The sequence below is a fragment of the Pseudomonas sp. B392_1p genome (genome assembly GCF_052245235.1).
GTDB classification, from domain to species: domain Bacteria; phylum Pseudomonadota; class Gammaproteobacteria; order Pseudomonadales; family Pseudomonadaceae; genus Serpens; species Serpens gallinarum.
This window is the reverse complement of record NZ_JBQPXM010000017.1, coordinates 36,594-59,107: the sequence shown is the minus strand read 5'-3', so window position 1 is coordinate 59,107 and position 22,514 is coordinate 36,594. Positions and strand designations below refer to the sequence as shown.

The following is a 22,514-nucleotide window of genomic DNA, read 5'->3' as shown; positions in this document are numbered from 1 at the left end:
CCCGTTGCAGGTAAATCTGATCAAATGATGTCGTGCTTGTGCAGCAAACGATAAAAGGTGGGACGCGAGATCCCCAGGACTCGCGCGGCCTCACTCAAATTGTTGGAATAGCGCTTCATGACCTCGCTCAGTGCTTGCCGCTCCGCAGCCAACTTATAATGCTCCAGCGTGCACACTGCTCCGCCCTCACTCGTGACTATCTCCAGCCCCAAATCCCGCGCCTCGATCTGACGCCCTTCCGCCAATACCAAGCCGCGCCGAACGCGATTGGAAAGCTCGCGAATATTGCCTGGCCAGGTGTGCTCACTCATCGCCTGCATCGCCGTTTCGCTGAAGCTACGCGGTCGTCGCCCGGTCTCTCCGCTGTACAACCGAGCGAAACGAGTGGCGAGCAGGGGCACGTCAGAGAGCCGCTCCCTCAATGGCGCCATGCGAATTTGCAGCACATTCAGCCGGTAATACAGGTCCTCCCGAAAGCTGCCCTCGCGCACCGCGTTTTCAAGATCGATATGGGTGGCTGATAGCACACGCACATCCATCGATAAGGACACACTGCTACCGACTCGTTCGATATGTTTTTCTTGCAAAAAACGCAGCAGATTGGCTTGCAGCTCCAAGGGCAGATCGCCGATTTCGTCCAGAAACAGAGTACCGCCATCTGCCGCTTCAATACGGCCGACCTTACGTTGGTGAGCTCCGGTGAATGCTCCTTTTTCATGGCCAAATAATTCAGATTGAATAAGATTTTTCGGCATGGCGCCGCAATTAATGGCAATGAAGGGCTTTTCCGCGCGGTGCGACATACGGTGTAAGGCCCGCGCAACCACTTCCTTACCGGTGCCGCTTTCACCGCGAATCATGACGGGCGTATCCGTGGGAGCAAACTTGCCGACCAACTTGCGCACTTCATTCATGGGACGGCTATCACCTACCAGTTCGTCCAGCTTACCCGAGCGTTGCACCTCCACTCTGGAGCGCAGACGCGACATGCCATAAGCACGTCCAATAGCTACCTGTACGCGGGCCTCGTCAAACGGCAAGGTGTGAAAATCGAAAAACCATTCGCAAATAAAATCCCGCACATTCTGCTGCTGCAGAAAATCTGCTGTCAGCACCGCAATCCATTCGCTGGTGCTACGGCTCAGCATATGACGCAGAGGTTCCAGGTTGGTCAAATGGGCATGCTGCAGCCGGATCATTCCGACGTGACAGGATTGAGACAAGGCGTTTTCCAGGACACAACTGCGAACTTCCCAGCCCGCGGCCTGAAGGCTGGGTGACAAACCATGACAGGCCACGCAGGGATCAACCATCAACAGGTGGCGGACGACTGGAACAGAGTCATGCATAACCGTTCCTTGGTTATAAAAATTAAGAAAAACAGGGTGTTGCCCGTAGCAGCTAAACGTTAGCAAGGTTTTTCCAGGAACTTCTACCGCCTGTCTGCTACCCAACCTTGTGTGAGTTTCAGCAAACCATACGTGCCTTGCTCGTTTAAACGAGCTTATGAAAACACGCCAAAAAAAATGAACCGAACGACACCATGTGACTTTTGGCTAATGTTCGACCATCTATCAGTTTGTAACCCAGCCGTAGCCAACGCTCCGGCACTCACACCTTGGGCACTTTTTTGGAGAATTACCCCATGACCGCCCCGCTCCGTGTTAACGAAGCACTTCTCATCGCCGACCGCGCCTTTCAACCATTTCAATGCATTGCCTGGGCGGCCGATTACACAGGCGAACTGAGCCTGAGTGTAATCGACCGTACCAATTCCAGCGTGGTCAGCCGCTCCAAGGTTTCGATGAAGGATTACAGTGACAGCGAACACCTGGCCAAAGTCCTACACAAGGCCCGCCAGGAGCTCAGCGCAGAAGGCTTCGCTCTGAATGATTGGAGCATGCCGGTCTAACCTGCTGCGTTCGTTCGCGGGATCGCACCGTCTGAAGCCAGCCGTGCAGCCCCTACAAACAAAAAAATCCCCGGGAAGATTTCTCTACCGGGGATTTTTTGCATCAGGCAACGAGATTACAGGACCATCGCAGCAACCCAGCCGAACACCAGCACGGGCAGGTTGTAATGCAAGAACGTCGGCACCACCGTATCCCAGATGTGGTTGTGCTGGCCATCAACGTTGAGCCCCGCGGTAGGGCCGAGCGTCGAGTCCGAGGCGGGTGAGCCGGCATCGCCGAGGGCGCCGGCGCTGCCGATGATGCTGACGATGGCCAGCGGGCTGAAGCCCAGCTGTATGCACAGGGGAACGAAGATCGCGGCGATGATCGGCACGGTAGAGAAGGACGAACCAATGCCCATGGTGACTACCAGGCCAACCAGCAACATCATCAGCGCGCCCACCGCCTTACTGTCGCCGATCCAGGCAACCGAGGCATCTACCAGTCCCTTGATCTCGCCTGTCTCCCGCATGACCTCGGCAAAGCCGGACGCAGCGATCATGATGAAGCCGATCATCGCCATCATCTTCATGCCCTCGGTGAACAGGTCGTCAGCCTCCCGCCAACGCACGATCCCCGATACCGAGAAGATCACGAATCCTACCAGTGCGCCAATGATCATCGAGCCCACCCACAACTGGACGATAAAGGCGGCGGCAATCGCCACCAGGGCTACCAGCAGGCTGCGCGCGTTATAACGCACATCCACCTGCTCGGCCTGCTCGATGCGTTCCAGATCGTAGACTCGCGGCTTGCGGTAGCTGTACATCGCGATCAACAACCCGACCACCATGCCTAGCGCCGGAATCAGCATGGCTTCGGTGATATGGATGCCCGTTACATCCACACCACTACGCGCCACGTTGGCGAGGAGAATCTCGTTGAGGAAGATATTGCCGAAGCCGACCGGCAGAAACATATAGGGCGTGATCAAGCCAAACGTCAGCGTGCAAGCGATCAGCCGGCGATCAATCTGCAGCTTGGTCAGCACGTAAAGCAGTGGCGGCACCAGCAGGGGAATGAAGGCGATATGAATGGGCAGGATGTTTTGCGAAGAAACCGCCACTGCCAGCAGCAGGCCGATCATCATCCATTTCAAGGTGCGGGCGCTGCCGCGGTCGCCCTGCCGGCCCACCATAGCCAGCGCCTTGTCAGCAAGCACATGCGCCACACCAGACTTGGCGATTGCCACCGCAAAAGCACCCAGCAAGGCATAGGACAAAGCCACCGTGGCGCCGCCCCCCAGCCCTTTATTAAAGGCGGTCAGCGAACCTTCGATACCCAGGCCGCCCAGCAGGCCACCGGCCAGCGCGCCGACAATCAACGCCACCACTACGTGCACCCGGCACAAGCTGAGCACCAGCATGATGCCGACTGCTGCAATTACCGCATTCATCATGAACTCCCGTCAGCCATCGCGACCGTTGAAAACGGCGCGGAGTCTGACGAAAAACACGGGGAAAATCCACTTTCCACCGGTCCATTGGTGCCGATCAGCGAGCAGTAGGCTTAGCCAACTGTCTGGTAAAGCCTGCGTAGCCTGCAATCAGCCATTCAGCTCCGCCAGCAGCGCCACGAATGCCGCCTCGTCCAGTACCTTGATGCCCAGCTCAGTGGCTTTGGCCAGCTTCGAGCCGGCTCCCGGACCTGCGACCACCGCGTTGGTCTTGGCCGATACAGAGCCTGCCACCTTGGCACCTAATTCTTCCAGGCGAGCCTTGCCAACATCGCGACTCATGCTTTCCAGGCTGCCGGTAAGCACCCAGGTCTGCCCGGCCAGCGGCAGCGCCTCAACCTGCTGCTTTTCGCTGTGCCAATGCATGCCGAACTCACGCAGCTGCGCTTCGATAGAGCGGGCGCGCTCTGCGTTTTCCGGCTGATCGAAGAAATCACGCAACGAGCGCGCAGCTTTTTCGGTAAGCCGTTCGATCTGTCGCAAATCCAGCCAGTCTGCATCGATCAGGCTTTCCAGGCTGCCGAATCTGTCCGCCAGGCGCTGCGCCCCCGTGGCGGCGATAAAGGGAATGTTCAGCTTGTCGATAAAACCGGCCAGGCTGACGCAGCCGGCGAAGTCGGGATGCAGCTCGCCTTCCTCTTGCAATTCAATTCCGCGCGCAAGCAGTTGCTCGATGACTTCAAGGTTGTGCGTATCCTGGAAGAAACTGTGAATCTCATGGGCGACCTCCAGTCCCACTTCGGGCAGCCAGGACAGCAGCTCTGGCAAGGCCACCTGGATGCGCGCCAGCGTGCCCAGGGCGCGTGCCAGCAACTTGGCAGTTTCTTCGCCCACATCGGGAATGCCCAAGGCATAGATAAACCGGGCCAGAGTCGGCCGGCGGCTGTGCTCGATGGCCGCCAGCAGGTTACGTGTCGACAGCTCGGCGAAACCGTCCAGCTCGACAATTTGCTCGAATGTCAGGGTGTAGAGATCCGCCGGCGAACTGACCAGCCCCTTGTCCACCAGTTGCTCGACGATCTTGTCGCCCAGACCATCGATGTCCATGGCGCGCCGCGAGACAAAATGGATGATGGCCTGCTTGAGTTGCGCCTGGCAGCTCAAGCGCCCGATGCACCGATACGCCGCACCTTCGCTGATCGACTCCTTGCCCTTGCTGCGTTTGATCAACTGGGTGCGCTCCACCGCCGAGCCGCATACCGGGCACTGTTGCGGAATCTGTACCGCACGTGCATCGGCCGGGCGGCGCTCGGCAATCACACCGAGAATCTGCGGAATCACATCGCCAGCGCGACGGACGATGACCGTGTCGCCGACCATCACGCCGAGGCGCGCAACTTCATCCATGTTGTGCAAGGTGGCGTTGGATACCGTCACCCCCGCCACCTGTACCGGCTTGAGACGCGCCACCGGTGTGATCGCCCCGGTGCGCCCGACTTGGAACTCCACGCCGAGCAGCTCGGTGATTTCTTCGCGGGCCGGAAATTTACGGGCAATGGCCCAGCGCGGTTCACGGGCACGAAAGCCCAGCGCACGCTGCTGGGCCATCGCGTTGACTTTGAATACCACGCCATCGATTTCATAGGCCAAGGCATCACGCCGAGTGCCCATATCATCGAAATAGGCACGGCACTCCGCCACCCCATGGGCCCGTTTCAATTCCCGGCTGATGGGCAGGCCCCAGCCCTTAAGCGACTGGAGAATGCCTATATGGGTATCCGGCAGCTCGCCGTCGCTGCGTCCCACGCCATAAGCGCACAATTCCAGTGGACGCCCGGCGGTAATCTTCGGATCGAGCTGGCGCAGGCTGCCGGCGGCAGCATTACGCGGATTGGCGAACGGCTTGCCACCCTTTTCCAACTGGCGGGCGTTGAGGGCTTCAAACCCCGTCTTGGGCATGAAAATCTCCCCGCGCACCTCCAGCACCACAGGCCAGCCGGAGCCTTGCAGCTTGAGGGGAATATTGCGCACCGTACGCACATTGGCACTGATGTCCTCGCCGGTGCTGCCGTCACCGCGGGTCGCACCGCGCACCAGTTGACCGTTCTCATACAACAGGCTGACCGCCAGGCCATCGAGCTTCGGCTCGCAGCTGTATTCCACCTCAGCACCGCCGCCGAAGAGATCGCCAGCCGGCAGGTCCAGCCCCTCGCGCACGCGGCGATCAAAATCCACCAGGTCCTGCTCTTCAAAAGCATTGCCGAGGCTGAGCATCGGCACTTCATGCTTCACCTGACCAAACGCCGCCAGTGCTTCGCCGCCTACTCGCTGCGTCGGCGACTCCGGTGTCACCAGCTCGGGATGCTCGTTTTCCAGGCGCTTGAGTTCGCTGAATAATCGGTCGTATTCGGCATCCGGAACGCTGGGCTCGTCGAGCACGTAATAGCGATAGTTATGCGCATCTATTTCACTGCGCAGCGCGGCTATGCGTTCGGCGGCGGATTGAGCATCGGTCATTGCAAATTCTCGTACAGATGATTATCCGCTTACCGGGCGACGTCCCTGCTATTTGACCAAAAACCGAAGTTCAATGCGCAGTTCGTAGCTGAAGCAAGCGGGTGTATTGCAGACATGACAAAGCCTCAAGCCAAGCGCGCGGCTTGCAGCTTGAGGCCTTGTCATGGGGATTTAGCGTTTTTGCGTCATCTGCCGACGCTCAAACTCCATGATACGTTGACGATAGTGCTCAATGGTCTGCGCGGTCATCACGCTGCGCTGATCGTCCTTCAGCTCGCCATCAAGTTCCTGGGATAGCTTGCGGGCAGCGGCAATCATCACGTCAAACGCCTGTTTCGGATAACGCGGCCCCGGCAGCCCGAGGAAAAAGCTCACCGCACGGGTGGTGAACAGATCGATATCGTCCAGATCGAACGTGCCAGGCTTCACCCCATTGGCCATGGAAAACAACACTTCGCCGTGACCAGTCATGCTCTCATGGCGGTGAAAGATATCCATCTCGCCGAACCGCAAACCGCTTTCCAGGATGCTCTGCAACAGTGCGGGCCCCTTGAAGCCTTCCGGATTGCGGCATTCCACGTTGATCACCAACACTTCTTCGACGGGGCTTTCGCTCCCTTCCGCCGCCTGAGTTTCCGAGTCGCCTTCATCCAGTGGATTTAGCAAGGTCGGTACCGGCTCATCAATCGCAAGGTCGAGGTTGCGCTGGCGGATCTCCGGCTCGAGCCGTTTCTTCCCAACGCCAGGCTTGCCCGCAGCGGGCCGGCTCTTTTCATCGCCACGCGCAGTCCCAGGCTCAACGATGCGTACCGGACCGAGCGTCTCATCTTCGGGATTATCAGCGAATGTGCTGGCAAGCTTCCGGTCGAGTTTGAATTTAAGTGTTCCCTTGCCGCCACGCATACGGCGCCAGCCATCAAACAGAATGCCGGCGATCACAATAATGCCGATGACGATCAGCCACTCCCGCAGACCGATACCCATGAAATCCTTGACCCCTGAAAATGTGATGAAAAACAGGCACATCCGGCCTGCGAAAAAATGGTCGTGACGTTAGCTGAAAGCTCTTGCAAGTCTTTCCAAGAGCTGGAAAGGCCCGATAAATTAACACGCTGTCCCGCTGTTTTGTACCGCCCCCGTTCCACTCTTACGTTCTTTCGACGGAATTGCGAAAGCCGGCGTGCCTACGCCTCCGCCAACGCTACCGCCTCTTCGACGTCCACCGCCACCAACCGCGAGCAGCCGGGCTCGTGCATGGTCACACCCATCAGTTGGTCGGCCATCTCCATGGCAATCTTGTTGTGGGTGATATAGATGAACTGCACCTTCTCCGACATTTCCTTGACCAACCGCGCATAGCGGCCAACGTTGGCGTCGTCCAATGGCGCATCGACTTCGTCAAGCATGCAGAAAGGTGCCGGATTGAGCTGGAAGATGGCAAATACCAACGCCAGCGCGGTCAGCGCCTTCTCACCGCCGGAGAGCAAATGGATGGTGCTGTTTTTCTTGCCCGGCGGGCGCGCCATGATCGCCACCCCTGTATCGAGTAAATCCTCGCCGGTAAGTTCCAGGTACGCAGTGCCGCCACCGAATACCTTGGGAAACAGGGCCTGCAGACCGGCGTTGATCTGGTCGAAGGTCTCCTTGAAACGGTTGCGGGTTTCCTTGTCGATCTTGCGGATCACGTTTTCCAGGGTATCCAGCGCTTCCACCAGATCGGCATCCTGGGCATCCAGGTAGCGCTTGCGCTCGGATTGCTGCTGGTATTCATCAATGGCCGCCAGGTTGATCGCCCCCAGGCGCTGAATACGTCCGGCCAGACGTTCGAGCTCCTCTTCCCAGGCGACCTCCGAGGCCTCGGCGGTCAAGGTGGCAAGTACGCCGTGCAAGTCGTAGCCGTCCTCCACCAACTGATCCTGCAGCGCCTTGCGGCGCACGTCGAGGGTCTGCCAGTCGAGGCGCTGCTGTTCCAATTGGCCACGCAGCAGTTGCGCCTGCTGCTCGGCCTGGGTGCGGCGCTTTTCGGCATCGCGCAGCTCGCGGTCGGCGTCTTCCAGGGCCAGCCGGGCTCGCTGAAGTTCTTCCTCCACGCCCATGCGTAGCTCGAGCAGCTCTTCTAGCTTCATACGCAGTTCTTCGAGCGGCGCGGCACCCTCTTCCAGGTTCAGCGAGAGTTGCTCTCGGCGCTCCAGCGCCCGCTCAAACTGCAGCTCCAGCCGCTCCAGCGCCTGGCGGGTGGAGTCGTGCTGCGCCTTGAGCGAGCCGATACGCACCGCCAACTGATGGGCCTGGTCCTTGTGCTGACGAGCCTCCTGGCGACTGCGTTCGACGCTCTCCCGCAACTGGTCGCGGCCGCTCAACAGTTTTTCGCGCTGGACGTTGTCCTGCTCCATCGACTCCAACGCCGAATGCAGATGCAAGCGCGCCTCGCCCAGTTGCTCCTGCTCCAGAGCCTGTTGCTCGGCAGCTTCACTCAACTCTTCATCGAGGCGCTGACGACGCAGGATCAACTGCTCCACCTTGGCCTGCTGAGCGGACAACTGAGCCTTCAACTCGCCCAGGCGGCGGGCTTCATGCTGTTGCTGACGACGCAGCTGTTCGCGCCGTTCCTCCTGCTGGAGCTGACTGTCGCGCAGCTGCTGCAGCCGCTCTTCCAGGGTTTCAAGCGTCGCTTCGCGCTCTTCGCGCTCGGCGTGCAAACGCTCTAGCTCATGGCCACGAGCCAATACTCCGGATTCGGCTTCGCCGGCACGACGCACACGCAGGAAATGTCGACCAACCCAATAGCCGTCGCGGCTGATCAGGCTTTCTCCGTCGCCTAGCTGGCTGCGGCGCGCCAACGCCTCTTCCAGCGTTTCCACCGGCCGCACCTGACCCAACCAGGGCGCCAGATCGCTGCGCGATTCGATTTTGTCCAGCAGGCTGCCCGGCACACGCGCTGCGCCCGATGACGGCGTCAATAGCCGCAACTCGCCCTGGGCAAAGCCCGCCAGATCAAGCCCGGCGAAATCATCCAGCAGCACCGCCTGCAAATCTGCACCGAGTACGGTTTCTACCGCCAACTCCCAACCGGACTCGACACGCAGGCCTTCGGCCAGGCGCGGACGCTGCTCCAGTTGCTGGCCACGCAACCACTCGACGGCACCCTTGCCGGGATCGAGCGCCGCCTGCTGCAAGGCCTCCAGCGAGGCGATCCGGCCGTTCAGCCGCTGCAGGTCGCCCTGGGCCTGTTGCTGGGCCTGGGTCGCCTGCTGCAACTCACTGCGCAGTCGATCGAGTTGCTCGCCCAGGCTGTGTTCTTCCAGCTGCAGCTCTTCCAGTTGCAGCTCGCTGACGGCCAGTTGCTCGTTGAGCTCGAGAATCGCCGCATCCTCGGGATCGGCGGCAAGCAACGCATGCTCATCGCGCAGGCGCCGTTCGCGTTCGGCCAACCGCTCCAGGCTTTGTTCCAACTGCACAATGCGCGATTGCTGCACTTCGGCGGCGCGGCGCGGCTCGGCGCTGCGCTGACTGAACGCATCCCACTGTTCCTGCCAGGCATGCATGCCGGCTTCGGTCTCTTCCAGCGCGGCGGCGGCCTCTTCAGCCGCGGCGATGCTGCCCTCCTGCTCGGGTTCGAGCATGGCCAGTTCTTCATCCAGGGTGGCGAGCAACGTGCGGTCGTGCCCCAGATGGGACTCGGTTTCCTCGCGCTGGCGCTCCGCTTCACGCAAGTCGTCCTGCATTTGGCGCAGCCGCTGCTGGCCGTGCTGAATGTTCTGCTCGACGCGGGCGATATCACCGCCTACTGAATAGAAACGCCCCTGCACCTGGTTAAACGATTCCGACAGCTCGTGATGGCCGTCGCGCAGGCGTTCGATGCTCGCATCGGCACTGCGCTGTTCGGCCACCAGCGCCTCGAAGGCGACTTCCTGGTCGCCGATGATTCGTTCCCGCTGGCCGGCCTGTTCGTTGAGCGCCTGCCAACGCAAGGCGGCCAGCTGGGCTTTGAGCTGGCGCTCTTCGGCCTTGTACTCCTGATACTTCTCGGCCGCCTGGGCCTGGCGGTGCAAACGGTCGAGCTGACGCTCCAGCTCCTCGCGCAGATCGGTCAGACGCTCCAGGTTCTCGTGGGTGCGGCGAATGCGGTTCTCGGTCTCGCGGCGGCGCTCCTTGTACTTGGAGATGCCGGCGGCTTCCTCGATGAAATTGCGCAGATCCTCAGGCTTGGCCTCGATTAGCTTGGAGATCATGCCCTGCTCGATGATCGAGTAGCTGCGTGGCCCCAAACCGGTGCCCAGGAAGATATCGGTGATATCGCGGCGACGGCACTTCACGCCATTGAGGAAATAGGTGTTCTGGCTGTCGCGGGTCACCCGGCGGCGGATGGAAATTTCCGCGAACGCCGCGTATTCGCCGGTCAGGGTGCCGTCGGAGTTGTCGAAGATCAGCTCGATCGATGCCTGGGTCACCGGCTTGCGGGTATTGGAGCCGTTGAAGATGACGTCGGTCATCGACTCGCCACGCAGGTTTTTTGCCGAGCTTTCGCCCATCACCCAGCGCACCGCATCAATGATGTTCGACTTGCCGCAACCATTGGGCCCGACCACCGCCGCCATGTTGCTTGGGAAGCTCACGGTGGTGGGGTCGACGAAGGACTTGAAGCCCGCCAGCTTGATGCTCTTCAGGCGCATGGACGCACTCCGCCAACCGGCACAACCCCGACGCTCTGCGCGGAACAAGGGCGGCCGCAGGTACCCAGCGGGTTTACGAAACGGCGTAGCGTACGAGCGCGTAACGCCAGCCGGGCAAAATTGTTCGACCCCTTGAACGTCATGGGTTTCCTTCGGTGGACGCGTGTGTTTTTCTCAGGCTCGGGCACGTCGAAAATCGGCCCCAAAAGCCGTCTGCGCGCGGCATACGAAAGGCGCGAAGTGTACCACAGAGCCTCCTTGGCAAAAGCAGACGAACGGCCGTTTCACAGGCAATTGACAGCGCCTCGTCTGTGCGGGCAATCCTTGCTGACGAGCACTTTGCGGCTGCTCTACCACGCCCGGTCCGCACACCCAAGCGGCAGAAAAGAGTATGCTCGAACGCTTTTCAGCCCTCTTGCCCCAGGCGCTCTTCCGTTCATGTCCAGTCGTAGTTCTCTTGCTGTTGCGACGCCTTTCTCACGTCCCGTCGCGGTTCTGATACTGGCCTGCCTGGCCTGTTCATTCGCCGCCAACCACATCGCCGCACGCATCGCCTTCGATGATGGTGCGGGTGTCTTGCTAGCTGTCCTGTGCCGGTCAGGACTGACCCTGCTGGTGTTGATCGGCATTCTGTGCTGGCAGCGCCAACGCCTGCAGCTGCCTGGCGGGACGCGCGGCTGGCAGTTGCTGCTCGGCCTGCTGATTGCGACCCAGAGCCTGACCCTGTACTCGGCAGTCGCCCGCATCCCGGTTGCGTTGGCGTTACTGGTGGCCAACGTGTTCCCCATTCTGCTGGCGCTGCTTACCTGGGCACTGGGCGGCAGCGCACCGGGACGGCGCACCAGCCTGCTAATGGCGCTGATTCTGTTCGGCCTGGTCCTGGCGCTGGATGTGCCAGCCCGCTTGAGCGCCGAAGCATCACCGAGCAGTGACTGGCTGCTTGGGGTGCTGCTGGCGTTCTGCGCGGCCAGTGCGTTTGCTGGAGCACTCTGGGTCACCGATCACAAGCTGGCCGACGTGCGAGGGGCGCTGCGCAGCATGCTGACCATGTCCGTGGTGTTCACCAGCATGTTGCTGGTCGGGGTCAGCGACCTCATGCCCGGCGCGCTGAGCCTGCCAGCCAGTACCAGCGGCTGGTTGGGGTTGGCCGCACTGGCGGTGCTGTATGGCACGCCCTTTTCGCTGCTGTTCATCCTGTTCCCCCGCCTGAACATGGCGCAGAACACACCCGTGATGAACATCGAACCCATTGCCAGCCTGATGCTGGGCTGGCTGATTCTTGGCCAGATGCTCGGTGGGCTACAAATGGTCGGTGGTGCCATCGTTCTCAGCGGTATCGTCATGCTCAGCCTGCGCCGGGTGGGCTGAACAACGCGGCTACTGGACGGCATCACCGTCGGGGTCAACACTTGAGCGGCATGGCAGCCAGACCGCCGCTCAAAGGAACCGCCCGATGACCACCTTGCATGACTTGTACACCCGTAACGAATTCATCGATCGCCACCTCGGCCCGCGCGAAGCCGATATCGCGGCCATGCTCGATTCGCTCGGTTTCGACTCCCTGGATGCCCTGACGGACCGCGTCATTCCCACCAGCATCAAGGACACCCTAGGGCTCGAACTGCCAGAAGGCCTGGGTGAAGCCGAAGCCCTCAGCGAGCTCAAGGCCATCGCCGCGCGCAATCAACTTTTCACCAGCTGCATCGGCCAGGGGTATTACGCCACCCACACCCCCACACCGATCCTGCGCAACCTACTGGAAAACCCGGCCTGGTACACCGCCTACACGCCCTACCAGCCGGAGATCTCCCAGGGTCGCCTCGAAGCGCTGCTGAATTTCCAGACGCTGATCATCGACCTCACCGCTCTGCCTATCGCCAACGCTTCGTTGCTCGACGAAGCCACCGCCGCCGCCGAAGCCATGGCCTTCTGCCGGCGCCTCTCAAAGAATAAGGCGAGCCATGCGTTCTTCGCCTCACAACACTGTCACCCACAAACCCTCGATGTGCTGCGCACCCGCGCCGAGCCCCTGGGTATTGAAGTGGTGATTGGCGATGAGCAGCAACTCGACGATCCGGGACGCTATTTCGGGGCCCTGCTGCAATACCCGGCCAGTACGGGCGAACTGTTCGACTACCGCGCCCTGGTAGAACGCCTGCACGCCGCCCAGGCGTTGGTGGTGGTCGCCGCCGACCTGCTGGCCCTGACCTTGCTCATCCCACCCGGAGAGTTCGGCGCCGACGTGGCCATCGGCAGCGCCCAGCGCTTTGGCGTACCGCTGGGGTTCGGTGGCCCCCACGCCGCCTATTTCGCCACGCGCGAGGCCTTCAAACGCGATATGCCCGGTCGCCTGGTCGGCGTTTCGGTGGATCGTCACGGCCAGCCGGCTTTGCGCCTGGCCATGCAGACCCGCGAGCAGCACATCCGCCGCGAGAAGGCCACCAGCAACATTTGTACGGCCCAGGTGCTGCTGGCCAATATCGCCAGCATGTATGCCGTCTACCACGGCCCCCAAGGCCTGACCCGCATTGCCCTTCGCGTGCATCGGCTGACAGCCATCCTCGCCGCCGGCTTGCGCCAGCTGGGCCTGGACGTACAACAGGAATACGCCTTCGACACCCTGACCCTGGCCAGCGGCGCTCGCACCCGTGAGCTGCATGCCAGAGCTCGCGCGGCCGGCATCAACTTGCGCGAAATCAATGACGACCAGATCGGACTGTCCCTGGATGAAACCAGTACGCAGAGTTTGGTCGAGCGCCTATGGGCAATATTTGCCGAAGACCAGAAAACGCTGCCCAATTTCGCCTCCCTGGTTACAGCCACGCCTGATGCGTTGCCGAGCGAACTGCTGCGCACCTCTCGCTTTCTCGAACATCCCGTATTCAACCGCTACCACTCGGAAACCGAGCTGATGCGCTACCTGCGCCGGCTGGCCGATAGGGATCTGGCCCTGGACCGCAGCATGATCCCGCTCGGGTCCTGCACCATGAAACTCAATGCCGCCAGCGAAATGCTGCCCATCAGCTGGCCGGAATTTTCCCAGCTGCACCCCTTCGCGCCGTCCGAACAGAGTCAGGGTTACCGGCAGCTCACCGACGAACTGGAAGCCATGCTGTGCGCGGTCACCGGTTATGACGCGGTCTCTCTGCAGCCCAACGCCGGCTCGCAAGGCGAATACGCCGGGCTGCTGGCCATCCGCGCGTACCATCGCAGCCGCGGCGAAGGACAGCGCGACCTGTGCCTGATTCCCGCGTCGGCCCACGGCACCAACCCGGCCACCGCCAGCATGGCCGGCATGCGCGTGGTGGTGGTGGCCTGCGACGCCCAGGGCAATGTGGACATCGAGGACCTGCGCGCCAAGGCCGAAGCCCATCCAGACCAACTGGCGGCACTGATGATTACCTACCCGTCTACCCACGGCGTATTCGAGGAAGGCATCGGCGAAATCTGCCGGATCATTCACGAGCATGGCGGCCAGGTATATATCGACGGCGCCAACCTGAACGCCATGGTCGGCCTCTGCGCGCCGGGGCGCTTCGGCGGCGATGTCTCGCACCTCAACCTGCACAAGACCTTCTGTATTCCCCACGGCGGCGGCGGCCCGGGTGTCGGGCCGGTCGCCGTCAAGTCGCACCTGGCGCCGTTCCTGCCCGGACACGCTCATTTGGAGCGCCAGGAAGGCGCGGTCAGCGCGGCGCCCTACGGCAGCGCCAGCATTCTGCCGATCTCCTGGATGTACCTGAAGATGATGGGCGGCGCTGGCCTCACGCGGGCCTCGCAGTTGGCGATCCTGAATGCCAACTACATTGCCCGACGCCTGGAAGCGCACTATCCGATTCTCTACAGCGGCAGCCACGGACTGGTTGCCCACGAGTGCATTCTCGACCTGCGCCCTCTCAAGGACAGCAGCGGCATCAGCGTCGATGATGTAGCCAAGCGGCTGGTCGACTTCGGCTTCCACGCGCCCACCATGTCCTTCCCCGTGGCCGGCACACTGATGATCGAACCCACCGAAAGCGAATCCAAGGAAGAGCTGGACCGTTTCTGCGCTGCCATGATCCACATCCGCCAGGAAATCAAGGCGGTGGAAAAAGGCGACCTGGACCCCGAGGACAACCCCCTGAAAAACGCCCCTCACACCGCGGCTGAACTGGTCGGTGACTGGACGCACTTCTACAGCCGTGAACAGGCCGTGTACCCCGTATCCAGCCTCGTAAACAACAAATACTGGCCGCCGGTCGGGCGCATTGACAACGCCTACGGCGATCGCAACCTGGTGTGCGCCTGTCCGCCTATGGAGGCTTATGAGGACTAAAACTCTGAGCTCGGCAAGCGTCCAGGGGAAGCTGGCATTCCCCGGCCTGGCCAACTGTACTGAGCTGAGATTTACATTGAACGTTATCTTCGGAGTGTCACATGTCCCTCAGCGTTCTCGATCTGTTCAAGATCGGTATCGGCCCCTCCAGCTCTCATACCGTGGGGCCGATGCGAGCCGCCGCACGCTTTGCCGAGGGACTTAGACGCACGGCCCTGCTGGACGCCACCGCCAGCATCAAGGTCGAGCTGTACGGTTCACTGGGTGCAACGGGCAAGGGGCATGGCAGCGACAAGGCGGTCTTACTCGGGCTGGAGGGAGAGCAGCCGGAACATGTGGACATTGCCAGCCTGCCAGCTCGACTGGCGACCATTCGCGAGCGCGGCGAACTGCGATTGGCGGGCCAGAAAAGCATCCCCTTTGTCGAAAAGGACCACCTGGCGTTTATCCGCAAACCGCTGCCGTACCACCCCAACGGGATGATCTTCCGGGCCTTCGACCTGTTCGGCATGCAACTGTGCAGCCAGGAATATTATTCGGTCGGCGGCGGTTTCGTGGTGGACGAGCAGGCAGCCGGCGCTAACCGAATCGTCGAAGACCAGACGCTTTTGCCCTACCCCTTCCACAGCGGCCAGGAACTGCTCGCCCTGTGCGTTGAGCATGAGCTGTCCATCAGCGAGCTGATGCTCGCCAACGAAGGCGCCTGGCGCGCGGAGGCCGACACCCGCCGCGCGCTGCTGGAGATCTGGCAGGTCATGCAGGACTGCGTGGCCGCCGGTTGTCACCATGAAGGCATCATGCCCGGCGGCCTCAAGGTGCGTCGCCGCGCCGCCGGGCTGTATCGCCAGCTGAGTGAAAACCCCGAAGCCAACCTGCGCGACAGCCTCAATGTGCTTGACTGGGTCAACCTCTACGCGCTGGCGGTCAATGAAGAAAACGCCAGCGGCGGGCGGGTGGTCACCGCGCCCACCAATGGCGCCGCCGGGATCATTCCGGCAGTGCTGCATTACTACCGACGTTTCATTCCCGGCGCCGATGAAGACGGCGTGGTGCGCTTTCTGCTCACTGCCGCCGCCATCGGCATCCTTTACAAGGAAAACGCGTCGATATCCGGCGCCGAGGTCGGCTGCCAGGGTGAAGTTGGCGTGGCCTGCTCGATGGCCGCCGGCGCGCTCTGCGAAGTGCTCGGTGGCACCGTACAGCAAGTGGAGAACGCCGCTGAAATCGGCATGGAGCACAACCTGGGCCTGACCTGCGACCCGGTCGGTGGGCTGGTGCAGATTCCGTGCATCGAGCGCAACGCCATGGGCGCGGTCAAGGCGATCAACGCCGCGCGCATGGCCTTGCGCGGCGACGGCCAGCATTCCATCTCGCTGGACAAGGTGATTCGCACCATGCGCCAGACCGGTGCCGACATGAAAAGCAAATACAAGGAAACCTCTCGCGGCGGACTGGCGGTGAACATCATCGAATGCTGAAAGCAGCGGCAAGCTTCAGCGACAGCTAAATCCACTTGTCCAAATCACCCACTGTTCGCTGCCTCTGTTTGCGGCTTGGCGCTTGCAGCTTCTAGCTACCGAAGGAGAACCCTATGACCACCGAAGCCTTGGCAAAGACCCCGTTACACGCCCTGCACCAAGAACGTGGTGCCCGCTTGGTGCCATTCGCAGGCTATGAGATGCCGCTGCACTACTCGCTGGGTATTCTCAAGGAGCATCTGCACACCCGTGAGCAGGCTGGCCTGTTCGATGTTTCGCACATGGGCCAGATTCTGTTGCATGGCAGTGCGGCGGCGAGCGCCTTGGAAAGCCTGGTGCCGGTGGACATTATCGACTTGCCTGTAGGCCAGCAGCGCTATGCCCTGTTCACTGACGAACAGGGCGGCATCCTCGACGACCTGATGGTTGCCAAGCTCGCTGAAGACCGGCTGTTACTGGTGGTCAACGCCGCCTGCAAGGCGCACGACCTGCAGCACCTGCAGCAGCATCTCGGCACCCTGTGCGGCATCGAGCCGCTGTTCGAAGAGCGCGCACTGCTTGCCTTGCAGGGGCCGCAGGCCGCCGCCGTGCTCACCCGCCTGGCCCCCCAGGTGGCGCAAATGACGTTTATGCAGATCGCGCCCGTCGAACTGCTCGGTTGCGAGTGCCTGGCCAGCCGTTCCGGCTATACCGGCGAGGACGGGTTCGAAATCTCCGTGCCCGCCAGCCATGCCGACGCCCTTGCCCGCCATCTGCTCAGCGAAAAAGAAGTCCAACCCATCGGCCTTGGCGCCCGCGACTCGCTGCGCCTGGAAGCCGGGCTGTGCCTGTACGGCCACGACATGAACACCAGCACCACGCCGGCCGAAGCCGGCCTGCTCTGGGCCATTTCCAAAGTACGCCGTGCCGAGGGTGACCGGGCTGGTGGCTTTCCAGGTGCCGAGCGTATTTTCGCCCAGCAGCGCGACGGCGTGGCCCGCAAACGCGTTGGTTTGCTACCCCAGGAGCGCATCCCGGTTCGAGAAGGCGCCGACCTGCTGGACGCCAACGACACAGTGATCGGCCAGGTTACCAGCGGTGGTTTTGCGCCCAGCCTGGGCGCTCCGGTGGCTATGGGGTATGTGGACAGCGACCAGGCAACGCTGGGAACTCAGCTCTGGGCACGGGTGCGCGACAAACGTGTGGCGGTTACGGTGGCCAAGATGCCGTTCGTGCCGCAACGCTATTACCGCGGCTAATGCCGGGTGGGCCTTGGCTCACGCTGTGCTTGGGTGCTGGGCGCAGCCCCGTGCCGGCGCCAGACATGCCGCGCGCCTTCCAGCACCAGCACCAGCACGGCCGCCCAGATGGGGATATACGTAAGCCATTCGTTGCTCTGAATCCGCTCACCGATCAACAGCGAAACCAGCACCAGCAGCACGGGCTCGACATAACCCAGCAACCCGAACAAGCCCAGTGGCAATAGGCGACTGGCCATCAGATAGCTGATCAAGGCCCAGGCACTGATCATACCCATCAAGGGTACCAGGCCGAACAGACGGGGTCGCTCGCTGAAATGCACCACCATTTCGCCACCCGCCCAGGCAAACCAGAGCGCCACCGGCACCATCAGGATCATTTCGAACCACATGCCGCCCAATCCATCGGTGCCCATCTTGCGGCGCAAGGCAAAATAGCCGGGATAGCCCAGCGCTACCAACCAGGTCTCCCAGGCCAGGCCGCCAACCACCAGTATCTGATTGGCTACGCCGCATACGGCCAGTAGCGTTGCCAGCTGCTGCAGCCGGCTCAGTCGCTCGTTGAACAGTAAGCGGCCCACCAGGATCATGCTCAGCGGCAAAAGAAAATAACCCAGCGAGACATTCAGGCCGCGCCCCTGCAGGGGAGCCCAGAGGAACAGCCAGAGTTGCACGCCGAACAGGAAGGCGCACAGCACCATGCCAGGCACCAACCAGGGCGCGGCGCGAACGCGCCGCGTCAACTCGGCCACCGCGGACCATCCGCCGGTCAGGCTGATGAACAGCATCAAGCAAGGCAACGTGAGGATGACCCGCCAGCCGAAAATCTCGGTCCCGCTCAGCGGAACCAACAGGGTCGACAGGTAATACAGAGCGGCAAACAGCACCGACGCCATGACCGAAAGCACTACGCCTTTGGACACTTCAAACCTCACCGACCAGAAAAGGGGCGCTAGTGTGCGATCCCGACCTTGCAAATGCCACTGGAATAAACCGGCGCCGCGTGTGCCCTTTCGATGGCGTCGCGGCTACCGTCTTTTCTCTCAACGAAACAGCCAGCGTGCAGGATGGACAACCGTTGTTGTCCATCCTGCACCGTTTTCAGCGCCCGGCGCGAGCCTTGAGCAACGCCTCAAGCTTTTCCTGGTCCCGGGCGAACTGGCGAATCCCTTCAGCCAATTTTTCCGTCGCCATGGCGTCTTCGTTCAAGGCCCAGCGGAACGCGGCTTCATCCAGAGACTGGCGCGGCTCGGCGGAGGCACCTGGTTGCAGGCGACGCTCTAGCGCCTGGGTATCCTCGGACAGCTGCTGCAGCAACTCGGGGCTGATGGTCAGGCGGTCGCAGCCTGCCAGTTGTTCGATCTGGCCCTGATTGCGAAAGCTCGCGCCCATGACCACGGTCGCGTAACCGTTGGCTTTGTAATAGTTGTAGATACGCGTCACTGAACGCACGCCAGGGTCTTCTGCGCCGGTAAAATCTCGCCCTTCGGCTTTTTTGTACCAGTCGTAGATACGCCCCACGAAAGGTGAAATCAGAAATACACCGGCGTCCGCACAGGCCACGGCCTGGGCAAATGAGAACAGCAGTGTCAGGTTGGTCTGGATGCCGGCCTTTTCCAGTAGCTCGGCGGCACGAATGCCTTCCCAGGTGGCGGCGACCTTGATCAGCACCCGCTCACGGCCGATGCCTGCCTGCTCATACAGATCGATGAGTCGTTCGGCACGACGCAGGGTCGCCTGGGTATCAAAAGACAGTCGGGCATCCACCTCGGTGGAAATCCGTCCGGGAATGATCTTGAGGATTTCCTGCCCCACGGCTACGGCGAAGCGGTCGCAGGCCAGGGTCAAATCGCCGCCGCTGGCTGCGATCGATTGATCGAGCAACGCGGCATAACCCGGCATGGCGGCGGCCTTGAGCAGCAGCGACGGATTGGTGGTGGCATCCACGGGTTTAAGGCGAGCAATCGCCTCCAGATCGCCCGAGTCGGCGACGACGGTAGTGATGGCTTTGAGCTGTTCCAGCTTGGAAGACATGGGCGGTACCTGATATGCAGATCGAAAGAGTCATTCCCTGACACGGTAATGGATGAGAGATTCTCATCGCTCCCGTTTTTTTCGCCGTAGCGAAGGGCACAAGCCTTTGGAGCATATCAGCAAGTTGATGACCGGAGATCACCGGCCCTGCATTACCGCTAAGGCCGACTTAACTCAGCGCCCGGCCAGCATCTCAATGGCCTGATCGAGCACCGCCAGCGGCTCAGGCGCCTTGTGTACGTCCACTGACAACAGTTGGCGGAAGCGCCGGGCACCCGGGAAGCCCTGACCCAGGCCGAGCACATGACGAGTGATGTGATGCATCACGCCGCCTTCGGCCAGGTGACGCTCGATATACCGACGCATGCGCGCCAGCGTTTCAGCGCGACTGATCGACGGCGCCTCGCTACCAAACAGCTCTGCATCCACCTGGGCCAGCAAATAAGGGTTGTGGTAGGCCTCGCGGCCGAGCATGACACCATCGAAGGTCTGCAGATGGGTTCGGCATTCATCCAGGGTCTTGATCCCGCCGTTGAGGATGATTTCCAGGTCCGGAAAATCGCGTTTCAGCTGCGCGGCGACGTCATAACGCAGCGGCGGGATTTCGCGATTGGCCTTGGGCGACAGGCCTTCGAGAATGGCGATGCGCGCATGCACGGTGAAACTGCGGCAACCCGCCTCGCGCACCTGGCCGACGAAATCGCATAACTCGGCGTAACTGTCACGGCCATTGATGCCGATCCGGTGCTTGACCGTCACCTCGATGCCAACCGCGTCGCGCATCGCCTTCACGCACTCAGCCACTAGCGCCGGATGGCCCATCAGGCAGGCGCCAATCATGTTGTTCTGCACGCGGTCGCTGGGGCAGCCAACGTTCAGGTTCACCTCATCGTACCCGGCGGCCTCGGCCATTTTCGCGCAGGCGGCCAGCTCGTCCGGCCGACTGCCGCCCAGCTGCAGCGCCAGTGGATGCTCGCACTCATCATGGCGCAAAAAGCGCTCGGGATGATCGCCATGCAGCAACGCCCCGGTGGTGACCATCTCGGTGTAGAGCAAAGCATGGCGGGACAATTGGCGCAGGAAGTACCGGCAATGCCGATCCGTCCAATCCATCATGGGCGCCACGGAGAAGCGCCGGGACAGAGAGGGAAGCGTTGTGGCGGAGGTCAAAACGGGTTCAGCGTGCATTCGATAACGTCTGGTGTGGAATTGCCGGGCGGCGATTCTAACAGGAAGCCAGAGACGCAATCGAACGCAGCCCCGTGACCGGCCACGGCAGGCCGGTCAGCCCTGTCGCCTCAGTAGCTTTTATAAGGCAGGAATTTGCCGGACAGCACCACGTTGACCCGGTCGCCCTTGGGGTCTTCCTCGCGCTGGATGTCCATGGAAAAATCAATGGCGCTCATGATGCCGTCGCCAAATTCCTCATGGATCAGCTCCTTGAGGGTGCTGCCGTAGACATTGACGATCTCGTACCAGCGATAGATCAGCGGATCGGTGGGCACAGCGCTGGGCAATGACCCTTTATGGGGCACGATCTGCAGCCAGGCCACGGCTTCGTCAGACAGGCCAAACAGGTCGCCCACGGCTTCCGCCTGGGCCTTGTCAAACGTCATCTGGCCCAGGCAGGCAGCGGTGGTCCATTCCTTGGACAAACCGAGCGTTTCCGCAACCTGCCGCCATTTCAGACCTTTGCTGACCTTGGCGGCCAGAATCATTTTGGTGACGTCTTCACGACTGGAAATCATGTCTGTCTTCCTCTGTGGGTTGAACACCGAATGTGCTTGAACGGATCAGCAACGGTACGGGAGACCATAGCCGTCCCGTACAAAGCAAAAATTGATCCCAAGCAACTCGCAGTCCCAGAAAGACAGCCTTAAAACAGCCGATCGGCTTGTCGCGTTACAGCAACTCTTCGCGCAGCTGCGCCGGCGACTTGATCGACAGCAGGCCCGGTGCAACGTCGAAAGCGGTCTTGGCGCCGAACTGGCCCTGCTGATTCAGGCGGTAAGCCGCACGCGCATAGGCCACCAGAACACTGGCAGTGAACTCCGGGTTGCTTTCCAGCTGCAGCGAATACTCGACCACTTGCGCATGGGCCTCGCTGGTGTTGCCGCTGCGAATCACGAAACCGCCATGGGGCATGCGGTTGTGCTCGGTGCGCAAGGTTTCTTCATTGATGAAGTTCACGTGGGTGTCGTAATCGGCGAAGTAATGCGGCATGCCCACAATCGCCTGCTCCACCACAGCGGCATCGGCGCCTTCTTCCAGCACCACATAGCATTCACGGGTGTGCTTGTCGCGAGTGGACAGGTCGGGACGCGCACCGCTACGTACCCGCTCGATGGCATCCGGCGAAGGGAGCGTGTACTGCACACCGGCCTTGACGCCCGGCACCCGGCGCACGGCATCGGAATGCCCCTGACTCAGGCCCTTGCCCCAGAAGGTGTAGGTCACGCCATCGGGCAGCAGCGCTTCGCCATACAGGCGGTTGATGGAGAACATGCCCGGGTCCCAACCAATGGATATCAGCGCCGTCTTGCCGTGGGCCTGGGCCGGAGCGTCCACCGCCGCGAAATACTCGGGAATGCGTGCATGGGTGTCAAAGCTGTCCACGGTATTGAACAGCGCGGCCAGGGCCGGCCCCTGCTCGGGAAGGTCGTCCTTGGAGCCACCGCAGAGGATCAGCACGTCGATGGCCTGCTGGAACTCGTTTAGCGACGCCATGGCATGCACCGGTGTGTGCGCGAACAACGGTTTCAGGTCAGCCGGCGCGCGGCGGGTAAAAATCCCCACCAGCGTCATGTCCGGATTTTTCGCGATAGCGGCCTCGACGCCGCGCCCCAGGTTGCCGTATCCGACGATACCGATGCGAATCTGCTTGCCCATAAATCCCCGTTCTCGTTCACCA

General features: G+C 61.4%; 15 protein-coding genes. 5 read left to right on the top strand and 10 right to left on the bottom strand.

All coding sequences use genetic code 11. The features are described from left to right. Positions 1 to 20 precede the first annotated feature (20 nt). Complete coding sequence (locus ACTV8E_RS19420; RefSeq protein WP_443200540.1) at positions 21 to 1,349, bottom strand: sigma 54-interacting transcriptional regulator; 1,329 nt, start codon at positions 1,347 to 1,349, stop codon at positions 21 to 23. A gap of 296 nt (positions 1,350 to 1,645) precedes the next feature. Between ACTV8E_RS19420 and ACTV8E_RS19415 the strand changes: the two genes are divergently transcribed. After that, positions 1,646 to 1,912, top strand: coding sequence for a hypothetical protein (locus tag ACTV8E_RS19415; RefSeq protein ID WP_251837558.1), 267 nt, complete (start codon positions 1,646 to 1,648; stop codon positions 1,910 to 1,912). A gap of 116 nt (positions 1,913 to 2,028) precedes the next feature. On the opposite strand, the gene ACTV8E_RS19410 is transcribed toward ACTV8E_RS19415, so the two are convergent. The 4 genes from ACTV8E_RS19410 to smc all read right to left on the bottom strand — a co-directional run bounded on the left by ACTV8E_RS19410 (position 2,029) and on the right by smc (position 10,538). Beyond that, positions 2,029 to 3,348: a Na+/H+ antiporter family protein gene (locus ACTV8E_RS19410; RefSeq protein WP_443200539.1), complete on the bottom strand. Its 1,320-nt coding sequence runs from the start codon at positions 3,346 to 3,348 to the stop codon at positions 2,029 to 2,031. 150 nt (positions 3,349 to 3,498) lie between these two features. Continuing rightward, positions 3,499 to 5,865: an NAD-dependent DNA ligase LigA gene (gene ligA / locus ACTV8E_RS19405; protein WP_443200538.1), complete on the bottom strand. Its 2,367-nt coding sequence runs from the start codon at positions 5,863 to 5,865 to the stop codon at positions 3,499 to 3,501. Positions 5,866 to 6,036: 171 nt separating this feature from the next. Then, positions 6,037 to 6,849: a cell division protein ZipA gene (gene zipA, locus ACTV8E_RS19400; RefSeq protein WP_251837555.1), complete on the bottom strand. Its 813-nt coding sequence runs from the start codon at positions 6,847 to 6,849 to the stop codon at positions 6,037 to 6,039. Between the two features lie 200 nt (positions 6,850 to 7,049). Next, complete coding sequence (gene smc, locus ACTV8E_RS19395; RefSeq protein WP_443200537.1) at positions 7,050 to 10,538, bottom strand: chromosome segregation protein SMC; 3,489 nt, start codon at positions 10,536 to 10,538, stop codon at positions 7,050 to 7,052. 438 nt (positions 10,539 to 10,976) lie between these two features. On the opposite strand from smc, the gene ACTV8E_RS19390 reads away from it, so the two are divergent. The 4 genes from ACTV8E_RS19390 (at position 10,977) to gcvT (ending at position 17,569) form a co-directional block, all read left to right on the top strand. Further along, positions 10,977 to 11,906: an EamA family transporter gene (locus tag ACTV8E_RS19390; protein WP_251837553.1), complete on the top strand. Its 930-nt coding sequence runs from the start codon at positions 10,977 to 10,979 to the stop codon at positions 11,904 to 11,906. A gap of 85 nt (positions 11,907 to 11,991) precedes the next feature. Continuing rightward, positions 11,992 to 14,853 (top strand): aminomethyl-transferring glycine dehydrogenase, encoded by a 2,862-nt coding sequence (gene gcvP, locus ACTV8E_RS19385; protein WP_443200536.1) that lies wholly within the window; start codon positions 11,992 to 11,994, stop codon positions 14,851 to 14,853. A gap of 101 nt (positions 14,854 to 14,954) precedes the next feature. Further along, the gene (locus ACTV8E_RS19380) at positions 14,955 to 16,331 is read left to right on the top strand and encodes an L-serine ammonia-lyase (RefSeq protein ID WP_443200535.1); all 1,377 of its coding nucleotides are present in this window, start codon (positions 14,955 to 14,957) and stop codon (positions 16,329 to 16,331) included. Positions 16,332 to 16,444: 113 nt separating this feature from the next. Continuing rightward, positions 16,445 to 17,569, top strand: coding sequence for a glycine cleavage system aminomethyltransferase GcvT (gcvT, locus tag ACTV8E_RS19375; RefSeq protein WP_443200534.1), 1,125 nt, complete (start codon positions 16,445 to 16,447; stop codon positions 17,567 to 17,569). On the opposite strand, the gene rarD is transcribed toward gcvT, so the two are convergent. From rarD to ACTV8E_RS19350, 5 genes are all read right to left on the bottom strand, one after another. Next, positions 17,566 to 18,492, bottom strand: coding sequence for an EamA family transporter RarD (gene rarD, locus ACTV8E_RS19370; RefSeq protein ID WP_443200533.1), 927 nt, complete (start codon positions 18,490 to 18,492; stop codon positions 17,566 to 17,568). The two genes, gcvT and rarD, sit on opposite strands and share 4 nt — an antisense overlap. Positions 18,493 to 18,670: 178 nt before the next feature. Continuing rightward, positions 18,671 to 19,603, bottom strand: a complete 933-nt coding sequence (gene tal, locus ACTV8E_RS19365) for a transaldolase (protein ID WP_443200532.1) — start codon at positions 19,601 to 19,603, stop codon at positions 18,671 to 18,673. Between the two features lie 174 nt (positions 19,604 to 19,777). Further along, a complete protein-coding gene (gene dusA, locus ACTV8E_RS19360) occupies positions 19,778 to 20,791 on the bottom strand; it encodes a tRNA dihydrouridine(20/20a) synthase DusA (protein WP_443200531.1) in 1,014 nt (337 codons plus the stop codon). A gap of 110 nt (positions 20,792 to 20,901) precedes the next feature. Continuing rightward, entirely contained in the window at positions 20,902 to 21,351 is a 450-nt protein-coding gene (gene cynS / locus ACTV8E_RS19355; RefSeq protein WP_443200530.1) for a cyanase, read from the bottom strand. A 154-nt stretch (positions 21,352 to 21,505) separates the two neighbouring features. Next, on the bottom strand, positions 21,506 to 22,492 hold the full coding sequence (locus ACTV8E_RS19350; protein ID WP_443200529.1) for a diaminopimelate dehydrogenase: 987 nt from the start codon (positions 22,490 to 22,492) through the stop codon (positions 21,506 to 21,508). Positions 22,493 to 22,514 lie beyond the last annotated feature (22 nt).

What these genes read in the sequence shown, in the direction of transcription:
- ACTV8E_RS19410 (WP_443200539.1), bottom strand. Translation starts at nt 3,348, where the DNA reads ATGAATGCGGTAATTGCAGCAGTCGGCATCATGCTGGTGCTCAGCTTG.
- smc (WP_443200537.1), bottom strand. Translation starts at nt 10,538, where the DNA reads ATGCGCCTGAAGAGCATCAAGCTGGCGGGCTTCAAGTCCTTCGTCGAC.
- ACTV8E_RS19390 (WP_251837553.1), top strand. Translation starts at nt 10,977, where the DNA reads ATGTCCAGTCGTAGTTCTCTTGCTGTTGCGACGCCTTTCTCACGTCCC.
- zipA (WP_251837555.1), bottom strand. Translation starts at nt 6,849, where the DNA reads ATGGGTATCGGTCTGCGGGAGTGGCTGATCGTCATCGGCATTATTGTG.
- dusA (WP_443200531.1), bottom strand. Translation starts at nt 20,791, where the DNA reads ATGCACGCTGAACCCGTTTTGACCTCCGCCACAACGCTTCCCTCTCTG.
- cynS (WP_443200530.1), bottom strand. Translation starts at nt 21,351, where the DNA reads ATGATTTCCAGTCGTGAAGACGTCACCAAAATGATTCTGGCCGCCAAG.
- tal (WP_443200532.1), bottom strand. Translation starts at nt 19,603, where the DNA reads ATGTCTTCCAAGCTGGAACAGCTCAAAGCCATCACTACCGTCGTCGCC.
- gcvT (WP_443200534.1), top strand. Translation starts at nt 16,445, where the DNA reads ATGACCACCGAAGCCTTGGCAAAGACCCCGTTACACGCCCTGCACCAA.
- gcvP (WP_443200536.1), top strand. Translation starts at nt 11,992, where the DNA reads ATGACCACCTTGCATGACTTGTACACCCGTAACGAATTCATCGATCGC.
- ACTV8E_RS19420 (WP_443200540.1), bottom strand. Translation starts at nt 1,349, where the DNA reads ATGCATGACTCTGTTCCAGTCGTCCGCCACCTGTTGATGGTTGATCCC.
- ligA (WP_443200538.1), bottom strand. Translation starts at nt 5,865, where the DNA reads ATGACCGATGCTCAATCCGCCGCCGAACGCATAGCCGCGCTGCGCAGT.
- ACTV8E_RS19380 (WP_443200535.1), top strand. Translation starts at nt 14,955, where the DNA reads ATGTCCCTCAGCGTTCTCGATCTGTTCAAGATCGGTATCGGCCCCTCC.
- ACTV8E_RS19350 (WP_443200529.1), bottom strand. Translation starts at nt 22,492, where the DNA reads ATGGGCAAGCAGATTCGCATCGGTATCGTCGGATACGGCAACCTGGGG.
- ACTV8E_RS19415 (WP_251837558.1), top strand. Translation starts at nt 1,646, where the DNA reads ATGACCGCCCCGCTCCGTGTTAACGAAGCACTTCTCATCGCCGACCGC.